This is a genomic window from Neobacillus sp. S1227 (assembly GCF_055385255.1).
Genome location: NZ_AP038276.1, coordinates 2,775,693 through 2,788,235 on the forward strand (window position 1 = coordinate 2,775,693; position 12,543 = coordinate 2,788,235).

Consider the following 12,543-nt stretch of genomic DNA (forward strand, 5'->3'; position numbering starts at 1 on the left):
CTTCCCTCCTTTCATAATAAAGATTGATAAATTTCGGCTATTTTTTGAGCCATACAATTCACTGTTAAATGTTTATTTGCATAGTTGCATGCCTGCTTGGCTAATTTCTCCCTTAAAGCTTTTTTCTTAACCAGACTGAGAAGCTTTATCGCCAGCAGTTTGGAATTAGCGGGTTCCACAATCAATCCGGTGTATTTATCCCTGATAATCTCCGGTATGCCGCCGCAATCAGTTGTTATTATGGCCTGTTCAGCGAACATCGCCTCAATGACTGAAATCGGTAATGTATCACTCGTCGTTGGCAGGACAAAGATATCTGATTCGCTTAAAAGGTTTGGAATATCGGTCCTCTTCCCCAAAAATTTAACATTCAGCAGTTGAAGGTCCTGAACCTGCTTCTCAAGTTCTTCCCGCATATCCCCATCACCAACAATTCGGACTTCAACATTACTAAGTCTTTTTTTAAGGAGGGCAAGTGCCTCGAATAAATATTTATGGCCTTTACGGGGACGAAGGCGGGAAACACAGGTTATCACGATGATGTCCTGCGGCTTCTGAGCTTTTACTCTTTCAAATTGGATACCCGTATAAACAGTCGTCATCTTTTTATCTTCTGCTCCCAGATTTTGCAAAAGAGGCTTGAAAATTTCGCACAAGATGACGATATGGCTGGCGTTTATTACGGCTTGTCTATCAATTTCAGAAAAGTAGAATTCCTCTAACGATCCTTTATCAATTAGATTGAACTTTAAGCGGCGCTGGGTCATAAAGCCATGCGGAGTAAATAATAGTGGTTTGTTATATTTCTGATTTAATTTTGCCATCACAAATGCAGTAAACCTGTCTTGCGAATGAATAATATCGTATTCTCCTAAATCCACACTTTTTGCCAAAGCTTCATAAATAGATAAATTACAATAATTTCTTAAAATTCTTTTATTATAACTCCCATAACGATTGGTAAAAAATTGTTTTGCATTTTTGGTAATCTCCAAACGAAGCTTTTTCACTTCATCCTTTGGGAATTGATTCGGGCTCAGAACATCGACCTGGTGCCCCAAATCCTCCAGCCCGCTCTTTAAGGCAGTAATATAATTCTGCAACCCCCCCACAAACGGATAATCCCAAAAAGTTGTAATTAAAATACGCAATTTATCCTTTTGAGAACTTATGGAAGAAGGTGCTTGACACCTTTTTCCGTTATCCTCTAATTGTTCCGTTAATCCATAATAATTGTCTATTTGGGTGATGAGTTGCGGGAATAAGATTTGTGTGAAGGGGTGTTCGTTTTTTTGTTCTTCAGTCACTTCCAAACCCTCCTGATGATTTCAAATGCTTCGGCGTATTCGACACCCACCGTCATCCCGCGCACTCTAGCCAAATAGGTGACTCCCTCATAAGAACGAGGATGTGGATATGGTCGCATTTCAACATCATAATGCTTTAGGGCATTGAGTTTATCATTAATGGTTTCGGATATATTGACAAAATAATTAGGTTTAAATTGCTTGTCATTTGTGTGCTGACTCCATTCGCTTGATGAGACTGTTTCAAAGCAGAGAATTTCTATCGGCCGCTTGTCTGGCAGCGGCCGGGCTGCCGTTAGGACCGCTTGAAACAGTACCTGATGATCTCGGTTTAAATCGCCATAATGATGAGTAAAAATCATGCATGGCTCATAACGGGCGATTAATTTTTCAACTTCCTTATTAAGTTCGTGCAAGGGTATCATTTCTAATAACAGGTTCGGCATTTCTAAAAAAATGGTTTCCTCCACTCCCAGTTGTTCGTTTGCTTTTTGCAAATAGGGCTTGATATGATGCTCCTCCTCCTTCCGCCCTTTGGCAGCAACAACGGTTACAACCTTAAAGCCGTGATTAATTAATTTTTTTATCGTTCCGCCGATTCCGAGGATTTCGTCATCCGGGTGTGCAGCAACCACGAGAATTGTCTGATTCACTATTCCACCTCACCTTATAAAAAAATACTTTCTTATAATTATATGTAAAAAATATTACAGGGAAATGGATACTCGTTCAGGAACAAAGAAAACGGGCATATTTTTTGGATGCTATTTGGTAAAAACTAGACTATGAAAAAACTCTTGGGAGATGAATGAATTGAAAGTAACTGATGTACTCGTGCATTGTTTGGAGAATGAAGGTGTGGAATATATTTTTGGAATTGTCGGTAAGGAAACACTTGATTTTGCCGAATCCCTGTCAAAATCGGAGCGAATCCAGTTTGTGAATGTGAGGCATGAACAAGGGGCCGCTTTTATGGCAGATGTTTATGGGAGGTTAGCTAATAAACCCGGTGTTTGTACGTCCACTCTTGGACCAGGTTCCGCCAATCTAATAACCGGCATCGCCAGTGCCCTGCTCGACCATTCACCGGTCGTGGCAATTATCGGTCAGGCCGGATTGAACAGACAGCATCCAGAATCACATCAATTTGTCGACATCATCAAACTATTTGAACCGGTCACAAAATCGAGTACGCAAATACTGGAGTCTCAATCCCTTCCTACTGCCATCCGAAAAGCTTTCAGAATGGCAAAATTAGAAAAACCCGGTTCAGCAGTGGTCACCTTGCCGGAAAATCTGGCTGCCCAAATGATTCCAAACATGCCTCTGTCTCTGGCACCGATTCCAGAAATTATTCCTGATATGGATTCCATAAATTATGCAGTCCAGATTATTGAAAACCACCTAAAACCGTTTGTTATTGTCGGAAACGGGGTCATCCGTCAGGATGCAGGAGACGAACTGCTCACCTTTATCGAAGCCCTCGATGTCCCTGTCACACATAGTTTTATGGCCAAAGGGGTGCTGCCAAAAGATCACCCGCAGCAATATTTTACATTTGGCTTTAATGAGCAGGACGAAGTTTTAGTTGGACTAGAAGAAGCTGACCTCCTTATTGTTATAGGGTTTGATTTTGTTGAAAAATTGCCAAAGGACTGGAATCCGAAAAAACTGCCGGTTATCCATATTGATACAGTTCCGGCCGAAATAAATGAGTATTACCCTGTACAAGCTGAATTGGTCGGAAATATCAAGAAAACACTTAAATTGCTAGATCAGCAAAATCTTGGAGCCAAAAAATGGTCTCCGTCAGGCGGCCTTCAGGAAAAAATAAAAAAAGCTTATAAAATAGAACAAACCGATTCAAATTTAACAATCGAAAACATTCTTCATATAGTTGAAAAATGCACCAACGAAAACGCAATTGTGATTTCCGATGTAGGTGCACATAAAGTTGCAATCGCCAGAACCTATCAGCCTAAAAAGCCGAATCGAACGATTATCTCAAACGGGCTGGCTTCAATGGGGATTGCCATCCCGGGATCCATTGGCGCGAAGCTTGCCTGTCCTTCCGACCAGGTTATTTGCATTGCCGGAGACGGCGGAGCTTTAATGAATATTTCCGAAATCGAAACTGCCAAGCGTTTAGGCCTTTCTTTTATAATCATTGTTTTAAACGACTCAATGCTCAAACTTGAAGTCCAAACTATGAACAAAATGTTTGGAGAAAACTACGGCCTTACCTTCGGGAATCCTGATTTTGTTCAATTGGCCGATAGCTTCGGAATCAAAGGTTTCCGGATCGAAACGTTGTCGTATTTTGAAAAAGTTTTTAAAGAGGCGCTTGTCTCTGAGGAAATCGTGTTAATTGACGTTTCAATCTGAAAGAAACCCGTGACGGGATATAAAAAGGCGGATCCACCTTAGAACTTACTGGTGGAACCGCCTTGTTTAGGTACCTGTTTTCGCAGCATTTCCTCGTTTGTTCATGATCTGTAAGGCGAATAAAAGTGCGAACCCCACGAGCCCGATAATATCACTTATTTTTTCTGGATAAATCAAGCATAAACCGGAAATTAAGGCGACAATCCGTTCTATCCAGTGCATTTTTCTCACCCAAAAACCAATTACCCCTGCACTGATCACAATCATCCCGATAAACGCAGTTAAGACCACCCAAATCAAATACGTCCAGGTTGTGTTAATCATCAGCAATTCAGGAGAAAGCACAAACATATACGGGATGATAAATGCACTGATTGCCAGTTTGGTTGACTCCACCCCTGTTCGGAACGGTTCACCTCCCGATATAGCCGCTGCTGACATCGCTGCTAATGCTACTGGCGGTGTAATATCGGCGACAATCCCGAAATAAAACACGAACAAATGAGCTGATAAATCTGGAACCCCTAATAAAATGATGGCCGGTGCGGCGATCGTGGAGGTAATGACATAGTTGGCGGTCGTCGGAGATCCCATGCCCAATATCAGAGAAGCGATCATTGTCAAGAATAAAGTCGGCAGCAAATATCCGCCGGATAAATCGAGCAAGCCATTCGCCATTTTCAGGCCAAGTCCCGTCTTCGTCACCACCCCAACAATGATACCAGCTGCTGCCGTAGCAGCGGCCACTCCGAGGGCTGACCTAGCGCCATCTGCCAACGCGTCGATGATCCCTTTAAAACCAATTCTGGTTTCTTTTTTAATTGCACTTACCACCACAGTGATGACGATTGACCATAGAGCGGCACGGATTACACTCATCCCGGACATCAACAGCAGAACGATGGCAACAATAGGAAGCAATAAATAAAGCTTGCTGAACACTTCTTTTCTGCTTGGCATCTCTTCCTTTGTTAACCCTCGGAGACCAATTCGCTTTGCTTCGAAATGAGTCATAATCCAAATTCCGGCAAAATATAGGACAGCGGGTATCGCCGCAGCTTTAGCAATGTCCCAGTAAGAAATCCCGTTACCGATAAACTCGACCATGAGGAAGGCCGCTGCCCCCATCACTGGCGGCATCAATTGCCCCCCAGTTGATGATGATGCCTCAACTGCCCCTGCAAATTCCTTTTTATAACCCAGATTTTTCATCATCGGGATTGTAAATGCCCCAGAGGTAACAACATTGGCGACAGAACTGCCGCTGATTGTTCCTTGCAGGGCGCTTGAGAAAACAGCCACCTTGGCCGGCCCGCCGACACTTCGGCCGGCAATTGCAATCGACAAATCGTTAAAGTATTCCCCAACTCCTGTTTTAATTAAAAAAGAACCAAATAATAAGAACAAAAAGATGTAGGTGGCAGACACCGCAATCGGTGTTCCTAAAATGCCTTCCGTCGTAAAAAACATCGTTTGCACAAGACGGTCCATTTCCAGACCGCGGTGTGCTAAAAAGCCAGGCATGTAGGGGCCGAAAAGTGCGTACAACATAAAAACGATTGCAATAATCGCGATAGGCAAACCAACCGCTCTGCGGGTCGCTTCCAACACCAATAAAATAGCTGCCAAACCTACATAAAAGTCAAGATCGGTAAGCATACCTGCCCGTAACACTAAGTCATCGATCATGACCGGCCAATAGGCGCCAACTACCACTGAAATGGCAGCTAAAATATAATCGTGCCAGGCAACCCTATGCTCCTTCCCGCGATTTTTCTTGCTGGCTGGAAAAAGTAAAAAAATAAGCGCTAATGCAAAACCTAAATGAATGGACCTCTGCAGTTGGGCAGTTAACACTCCGAAAATTCCCGTATAGAGATGAAATATAGAAAAGGCCAACAAAATGGCAAACACAATCCAGCCAATCTTGCCCTTCAGCTTTCTTGCTCCTGCTTCCGGGTCGTATTTTTCTAAAAGCTCCTGCTGTTTTTCTTCAGACAGTGCTTCCTCATGAATACTCAAGGATGTTCACTCCTTTCCAAATTTGAAATATATTCAGTTTCCGTATTTCTACTTTAACGACTGTTCCCGGTTTAATGGTATGCGCTAAAGGATATTCCTTATGATTAAAAATGACGCGGTGATTAGCCCGAACCTGTCCGATTCGCAAATAAAAGGATGGGAAAATTCGTTTCATGTTCTTGATGTAATACTTTCCGTTAAGTTGTTCAAATCGTTCTCCCTTTTCGGCATTGGCCGGCATCCCGATTGATGTATCCTCATATTCCAACTCATATTGCAGGATTAGCTGCTTAGCGGTGATTTTGTAGCTTTCCACTACGTCAGACAGGTGGATCGAATGGGTGTACTTAATTTGAAAAGTAGATTCCTTATTTAATAGAATAAAAGCGGTTTTAGAAGTTGAATGAACTGGTGTGAATACGAGTGCTTGCCGGAGCGGAATGGATGCTATTACAAGTGAAGCGATTGACAAGCAGATTGCTAGCACAATGATTGTTTGTGCTATTTTAGGGATTTTCATTTTTCCTCCTTACTGATGAAGAAAACGAGACCGGCTGGCGTTTGCCAGAGCCGGTCATTATATGTGAACTAGATAGTTTTTATTGGGCTTTGACGCCTTTCTCATCAAAGTATTTTTTTGCTCCCGGATGGACATCGATCCCTACCCCATTTAAGGCATTCTCCACTTTTATCAGTTTCCCTTTGGCATGGGTCACTTTATCGAGATTTTCAAAAATGGCTTTCGTAATATCGTATACAACTTGTTCTGACAAATCACTTCTTGCTACAAGCATAGCCTGAACAGCTACAGTAGTAACCGTAGTTCTGAGCCCATATGTTCCGGATGGAACTTCATCTTTGATATAGTATGGATACTTTTTAATCAGCGCGTCAATTTTATCCTGGGCAATCGGAACAATCACCACGTCTTCTGTCGCAGATAGACTTTCTACCGCTCCTGTTGGCGTACCTGCTGTTACAAATGCTGCATCAATCGTCCCGTCCTGAATTCCTTGGGTAGATTCATCAAAGGAAAGGTCTTGCTTTTGAATATCATTGAAGGAAAGGCCATGCACTTCGAGAATTTGCTCAGCATTTGCTGCTGTTCCGGAACCTGGTGCCCCCACAGAAACCTTTTTCCCCTTCAAATCTGCGATGGTTTTGATGCCTGATTTCTTTGTGGTGACAATTTGAATAGTTTCCGGATAGAGGGTGGCAATGGCCTTTATATTTCCGACCTTTTCTTTAAACATCAACTTACCATCAACAGCATAAGCCGCAATATCGGTCTGGGTGAAAGCAATTTCTCCGTCACCATTTTTTAATGTGTTCATATTTTCTGCGGAAGCTCCTGAAGTCTCAGCGTTTGCTTCGATTCCTGTGGCATCCTTAATAATCTTGGCAAATGAACCACCTAGAGGATAATAGGTCCCGCCTGTTCCACCAGTCAAAATACTGATGAATTTTGGCCTTTCTTCTGTTTTTTTACCGCCGCTTGTCCCGCTAGTGGTTTCTTCCTCCTCCTTCGTGCTGGAACCGCATGCTGCCAGAATCATAGACATGACCATAACAAAAATAATAGAGAGAAGAAACTTTTTCTTTTTCAATTGTAAGAGCCCCCTTTAAAAATTTTCTGTCTGTCGTAACTATTCTTATTAAGTAGAGCGAGGAAACTTGTCATTTATGGCTAAATTAGTTCTTTAGTCCTAAATTCGGATTATAGCTATTCGATTTCGGATAAATTAATAATAGGAAAAAAACGAGGATGGTAATATGGCTGGAACGATTAATCAAAAAAATAAGAAAGTAGTTTATTCTAACCGAAATGTTTGGTCGGGCTTCCTGTTTGGTCTTGGATTAGTGGCATTTATTGATGAGACTGTTTTTCACCAGCTTCTCCACTGGCATCACTTCTATGACAAATCCACTAATGGTATTGGTCTGATTTCTGACGGACTTTTCCATGCGTTTAGTTGGATTGCGACTGTAGGGGCGTTGTTTATGGCGGCAGATTTGCGGCGCCGGAACGCATGGGAGACGACGAGATGGTTAGCAGGCATGTGCCTCGGTGCAGGTTTATTTAATCTATATGATGGCATCGTACAGCACAAACTGATGAAGCTTCACCAGATTCGCTATAACGTTGAAATCATGCCCTATGACATCGTGTGGAACGTTCTGGCTATGATGATTATAATCGCAGGCCTCATTCTTCTTCTCCGGGCACGGAGAAAATCTTTGCCTTCAGGAGAGCTGCCAGAAAATGCACTCCAATGATCATGGTACTCATTATATGGATGAAACATTTTTACAGCTTGTCCTTATATTGCCGACCGTTCTGATATTGTTTTTGTATCTATTAGCAGTTTATCTTTTAAAATTCCGAAAAAAGTCATGGCCGCTGAACCGGACATGTTTCTTTGTTTTAGCCATATGTTGTACTGCTGTTGCAGTTATAGGCCCTGTAGCTTCGAGGGCCCATCAAGATTTTACCGCACATATGCTCGGCCACCTGCTTTTGGGCATGCTGGCTCCTTTGTTAATGGTATTGGCAGCTCCCATGAAACTAATCTTGCGAACATTAAACGTGATCACAGCGCGGAGGCTAGTTTCCTTTTTAAAAAAGAGGTATTTTCTGTTTCTTGGTGATCCGGTTGTTGCTTCCCTAATAAACGTCGGAGGACTTTGGGTTCTTTATACAAGTGACCTTTATATGGCTATGCATAAACATACTCTTCTTTACGCGGCAGTACATTTGCACGTCTTTCTTGGAGGATATCTATTTACCTCCGCGCTTGTTTATATTGATCCGGTACCTCGTCGAAGAACCTTTATATACCGTGGAATTGTAATGGCAGCGGCGTTTGCCGGGCACGGAATCCTATCCAAGTACATTTATGCCCATCCGCCTGCAGGAGTTCCTGCTGAGCAGGCTGAGTTAGGGGGCATGTTAATGTACTATGGAGGCGATGCAATTGACCTAATTATTGTTGTTATTTTTTGCTATAAGTGGTATAAGGAAAACTCGCCGATTGGCGAGCCCTTAAGGGCGAAGACAGAGGCGTAGCTGCACTTATGGGGTTAAGAAAGCCGCCCACAAATTTGTGGGCGGCTTCAGAAAACAAAACACTTTGAAAAAATAGAACATGTCTCAAACAAGAATTAAATAATCTGGTTCTTTAATTTACCTATCTCTGTGATTTCTAGTTCTACTGTATCACCCGGTTCTAACCACCGATGTTCCTCTTGCCCAAGTTCCAAAAGACAGCCTGTTCCAACTGTACCGGATCCAAGGATATCTCCCGGGTAGAGCGTGACTCCTGCTGATGCCCTTTCGATCATTTGCCCAAATGAGTAATATAGATCCTTGGCATTTCCCTTCGATAGCAATTCTCCATTTACCGTGGCCGTCATCGCTAAGTCAAAGCCGCGGCCGGAGCGATATTTTTCAAGTTCATCCTTTGTAACGATGACAGGTCCGATGGTTGTAGCAAAGTCCTTACCCTTCGCCGGCCCTAGCCCGATTTTCATCTCTTTCTGCTGCAGATCACGGGCGGACCAGTCGTTTAATATGGTATAGCCGAAAATATAGTCTTCGGCGTTCTCAGCCTTGATGTTTTTCCCTTCCTTACCGATGATGCAGCCCAGCTCCAGTTCATAATCCAAAGCCAAACAACCGGGCGGGCGTTCGATTTTTTCATTGTGGCCCGACAATACTAAGTGGTTTGTAAAATAAAAGGCAGGTATTTCGTACCATTCCTCGGGTACCTTGCGGCCAGTCAGTTTCCTGGCATTCAATACATGAAGTTCAAAAGCCATAAAATCCCTTACACTTGGCGGATTCGGCAGCGGTGCTGTTAGTTTAACTTCGTTTAACTTAAAGGATGGCTCCGCTTTTTCTTTCAAACTCTTCAGAACTGGCAAATATCCGGAATAGTTCTTAATTAATTCTAATAGATTGTCTGGCAGTTCACCGTTGCTGACAAGATTTATATCATAGACGTTCTCATCCTTCAGCCAGCCAGCTTTTTGGCGGCCGTTTGCATCAATAAATGTTATAAATTTCATTCCTTATAATCTCCTTTAATCAAAAATGGCAACTGGTCTAGCCCAACCAGCGCTTGCCCCTGTTATTTTCACCGGAAAAACCGCTACTTTAAAGCCATGTCTGGCAGGCAGCATCTCAAGGTTTGCCAGTTTTTCAATTTGGCAATATTCTGCTTCCTTGCCAACATAATGGGCCGCCCACAGGACACCATCACGGGGATTTTGCTTATAATCGGCCGCCTGATGATAGAGTGGAATATCCCACCCCCAGCCGTCCGTTCCCATGACTTTAACTCCTTTTTTGATAAGCCAGCGTGTTGCATCCGCGGAAACCCCTGCATGAACTGCAGCATAGTTTTCTTCGAAATATTTTTTATCGGCATCTGTTCTTATCAACACAATGTCATAAGGTTTCAGCTGATAATTCATTTCTTGCAGTTGTGTCTCCAAATCTTCTATTTGGATTTCATAGCCAGGCTGCCGGTCGCTAAAATCAAAGAGAACACCTGAGCCATAGAACCATTCGAGAGGAAGCTGGTCAATTGTCCTAGAGGGTTCCCCGGCAGTTTTGGCAGCGTAATGCCAAGGCGCATCAACATGTGTTCCGGTATGTGTAGTCAGAGTGACCGTTTCCACCGCCCAGGCAGCACGGTTCGGAAAATCACTTGCCTTTAAGCCTAGTATTTTAGCTGCCTGCTCCGCCCCCTGTTCGTGTGATTCATAGATGATTTCAGGAGGGAACGGTTCCTTAGCTCTAATATCCAATGGAACACTTAAATCAATAATACGCAAATGGCTGCGGTTCATTTATTTATCCCTTTTCCGTAAAGGTATAGGTTGGACATTTTTCGTTTACGACTGAAATCATAACAAATATAGGTTAAAAATGTTGTCGAAATTTACCATTGAGTGATATTAACTCATAAAAAAGTGCTAAGGAAATTAATCCTTAACACTATAAATAGCCGAGATTTTGTATAAGCCCGTACTTTTGAAACGATAGGCGTTTCGGTAGCATAGGGCCTTTATAAACGCCCGTACTTTTGAGCCGCAAGTCAGTTCGGTAGCATAGGGCCTTTATAAACGCCCGTACTTTTGAGCCGCAAGTCAGTTCGGTAGCATAGAGCATTTATTTACCCCTGTATTTTTGAAATGATAGGCGTTTCGGTAGCATAGGGCCTTTATAAACGCCCGTACTTTTGAGCCGAAAGTCAGTTCGGTAGCATAGAGCATTTATTTACCCCTGTATTTTTGAAATGATAGGCGTTTCGGTAGCATAGGGCCTTTATAAACACCCGTACTTTTGAAACGATAGCCAGTTTGGTAGCATAGGGCGCTTATATCCACCCGAATTCTTGAAAAGATTCCCCGTTCATCAGCATAGATCACTAATATACATATTAGCTGAGATAAACAGACTGTTAAAAGCCTTCAACAATTAGTACGTTGAATTGCTAACTGTAACGAATGAAATAAAAGGCTATCGAAAGTATTTCGACAGCCCCGGGACCTAAAATATTAATCCTTAACACTTATTTTACCTAAATTTATTTAGAATGTGCCGGCTTCAGTAGAACACTTACCAACCGGTCCATTCCCTCCTGAATCCGTTCAGGTGAAGAATGGCTGAAGTTTAAGCGGAAGGTGTTGTATTTAGGTCGACCAACATAGAATGGCGCGCCGGGCACGAAGGCAACACCCTTTTCAACTGCCTGGTGAAGCAATGCAGTGGTATTGATCTCTGCATTGGCCTCGACCCACATAAACATGCCGCCTTTCGGTTCGGCACATTTGAACAAGTCAGTGCCGAGTTTCGCAATGTAATCCCGCATAATCGTCATTCGATGATAATACTCGCGGCGGATTGTCTGGATATGAGAATCCAAATCAAAATCACGCAGCAAATAATAAAGTGCCTGCTGATCTAGACTGCTCGAATGCAAATCGTTCATTTGCTTGGCTTTCGCCATCATTTGAATGATTTCAATCGGGCCGGTTACCCAGCCTGTACGCAGTGCTGGAACAACGGATTTCGAAAAGGTACTCGTATAAACGACATGGGTAGATTGCTCATCAAGTGATGCCAGCGGCTGGTAATGCTCGTCTTCATGGAATTGAATATCCCCGTATGGATCGTCTTCTAATATAAAAATATTATATTGATAGCAAAGGTCTAATAAATGCTGACGTCTTTCCGCGCTCCAAACTTTTCCGTCTGGATTTGAGAAAGTTGGAATGACATAAACAAATTTAGGCTGGTATTGTTCCAGTTTATTCTTTAAATCCTCAGGGTCCATTCCCTCCTGATCACTTTGGACAGCAATTACCTCTGCTCCGTATGAGTGGAACACCTGCAAGGCTGATAGATAGGTAGGATCCTCGGTAAGCACGACATCTCCTTCGTTCAGCATGATTCTTGAGAACAAATCAATTACCTGCTGGGATCCTGTTGTAACCAATATATTTTCAGGGGCAGATTTAATCCCCTTACGCTCCATTTTTACTTGAATCATTTCACGAAGCGGAATAAAGCCCTCAGTTAAACCATATTGTAAAGCGTTGTTTCCAGAGGAAAAAACTTTATCGTAGGCAGTTCTTACCGCTTCCACTGGGAATATGTCCTCGGCAGGCAGTCCTCCTGCAAATGAAATGACATGAGCCTGCTGCGTTACCTTTAGGATGTCCCTCACGGCAGATGATTCAAAGCTTTGAGTTCGAGATGCAAATGGATAATTCAATGTTAGTCGCTTCCTTTTTTGAAAAATAAATAGTTCAATATAAT

11 protein-coding genes are annotated in these 12,543 nt (G+C 42.8%); 3 read left to right on the forward strand and 8 right to left on the reverse strand.

The window, feature by feature from the left end:
• Positions 1–11 precede the first annotated feature (11 nt).
• Both ACZ5AE_RS14020 and ACZ5AE_RS14025 read right to left on the reverse strand, forming a co-directional pair.
• Positions 12–1,307, reverse strand: a complete 1,296-nt coding sequence (locus tag ACZ5AE_RS14020) for a glycosyltransferase family 4 protein (protein ID WP_464573281.1) — start codon at positions 1,305–1,307, stop codon at positions 12–14.
• The gene (locus ACZ5AE_RS14025) at positions 1,304–1,960 is read right to left on the reverse strand and encodes a PIG-L deacetylase family protein (RefSeq protein ID WP_464573283.1); all 657 of its coding nucleotides are present in this window, start codon (positions 1,958–1,960) and stop codon (positions 1,304–1,306) included. The genes ACZ5AE_RS14020 and ACZ5AE_RS14025 overlap by 4 nt, the downstream gene beginning before the upstream one ends.
• Before the next feature lie 151 nt (positions 1,961–2,111).
• Between ACZ5AE_RS14025 and ACZ5AE_RS14030 the strand changes: the two genes are divergently transcribed.
• Positions 2,112–3,692 (forward strand): acetolactate synthase large subunit, encoded by a 1,581-nt coding sequence (locus ACZ5AE_RS14030; RefSeq protein WP_464573285.1) that lies wholly within the window; start codon positions 2,112–2,114, stop codon positions 3,690–3,692.
• A 66-nt stretch (positions 3,693–3,758) separates the two neighbouring features.
• Here ACZ5AE_RS14030 and ACZ5AE_RS14035 read toward each other — a convergent pair whose 3' ends face one another.
• The 3 genes from ACZ5AE_RS14035 to ACZ5AE_RS14045 form a co-directional block, all read right to left on the reverse strand.
• Positions 3,759–5,714 carry a TRAP transporter permease gene (locus ACZ5AE_RS14035; protein ID WP_464573287.1) on the reverse strand — a complete coding sequence of 652 codons (1,956 nt, stop codon included), beginning with the start codon at positions 5,712–5,714 and terminating at the stop codon, positions 3,759–3,761.
• The gene (locus ACZ5AE_RS14040; protein WP_464573289.1) at positions 5,701–6,234 is read right to left on the reverse strand and encodes a DUF1850 domain-containing protein; all 534 of its coding nucleotides are present in this window, start codon (positions 6,232–6,234) and stop codon (positions 5,701–5,703) included. The genes ACZ5AE_RS14035 and ACZ5AE_RS14040 overlap by 14 nt, the downstream gene beginning before the upstream one ends.
• Positions 6,235–6,313: 79 nt before the next feature.
• Positions 6,314–7,321: a TAXI family TRAP transporter solute-binding subunit gene (locus ACZ5AE_RS14045; RefSeq protein ID WP_464573291.1), complete on the reverse strand. Its 1,008-nt coding sequence runs from the start codon at positions 7,319–7,321 to the stop codon at positions 6,314–6,316.
• Between the two features lie 166 nt (positions 7,322–7,487).
• Here ACZ5AE_RS14045 and ACZ5AE_RS14050 point away from each other — a divergent pair, with 166 nt between their 5' ends.
• On the forward strand, positions 7,488–7,991 hold the full coding sequence (locus ACZ5AE_RS14050; protein WP_464573293.1) for a DUF2243 domain-containing protein: 504 nt from the start codon (positions 7,488–7,490) through the stop codon (positions 7,989–7,991).
• Positions 7,978–8,781, forward strand: a complete 804-nt coding sequence (locus tag ACZ5AE_RS14055) for a cytochrome c oxidase assembly protein (protein WP_464573295.1) — start codon at positions 7,978–7,980, stop codon at positions 8,779–8,781. The genes ACZ5AE_RS14050 and ACZ5AE_RS14055 overlap by 14 nt, the downstream gene beginning before the upstream one ends.
• Positions 8,782–8,876: 95 nt before the next feature.
• On the opposite strand, the gene ACZ5AE_RS14060 is transcribed toward ACZ5AE_RS14055, so the two are convergent.
• The 3 genes from ACZ5AE_RS14060 to ACZ5AE_RS14070 form a co-directional block, all read right to left on the reverse strand.
• The gene (locus tag ACZ5AE_RS14060; protein WP_464573297.1) at positions 8,877–9,782 is read right to left on the reverse strand and encodes a fumarylacetoacetate hydrolase family protein; all 906 of its coding nucleotides are present in this window, start codon (positions 9,780–9,782) and stop codon (positions 8,877–8,879) included.
• A gap of 15 nt (positions 9,783–9,797) precedes the next feature.
• Positions 9,798–10,568: a cyclase family protein gene (locus ACZ5AE_RS14065; protein ID WP_464573299.1), complete on the reverse strand. Its 771-nt coding sequence runs from the start codon at positions 10,566–10,568 to the stop codon at positions 9,798–9,800.
• A 740-nt stretch (positions 10,569–11,308) separates the two neighbouring features.
• Positions 11,309–12,499 (reverse strand): aminotransferase-like domain-containing protein, encoded by a 1,191-nt coding sequence (locus tag ACZ5AE_RS14070; protein ID WP_464573301.1) that lies wholly within the window; start codon positions 12,497–12,499, stop codon positions 11,309–11,311.
• Positions 12,500–12,543: the final 44 nt, after the last annotated feature.

Excerpts from the sequence above, each read along its gene's own strand:
- ACZ5AE_RS14055 (WP_464573295.1), top strand. The coding sequence starts at position 7,978 with ATGCACTCCAATGATCATGGTACTCATTATATGGATGAAACATTTTTA.
- ACZ5AE_RS14065 (WP_464573299.1), bottom strand. The coding sequence starts at position 10,568 with ATGAACCGCAGCCATTTGCGTATTATTGATTTAAGTGTTCCATTGGAT.
- ACZ5AE_RS14060 (WP_464573297.1), bottom strand. The coding sequence starts at position 9,782 with ATGAAATTTATAACATTTATTGATGCAAACGGCCGCCAAAAAGCTGGC.
- ACZ5AE_RS14040 (WP_464573289.1), bottom strand. The coding sequence starts at position 6,234 with ATGAAAATCCCTAAAATAGCACAAACAATCATTGTGCTAGCAATCTGC.
- ACZ5AE_RS14050 (WP_464573293.1), top strand. The coding sequence starts at position 7,488 with ATGGCTGGAACGATTAATCAAAAAAATAAGAAAGTAGTTTATTCTAAC.
- ACZ5AE_RS14030 (WP_464573285.1), top strand. The coding sequence starts at position 2,112 with ATGAATGAATTGAAAGTAACTGATGTACTCGTGCATTGTTTGGAGAAT.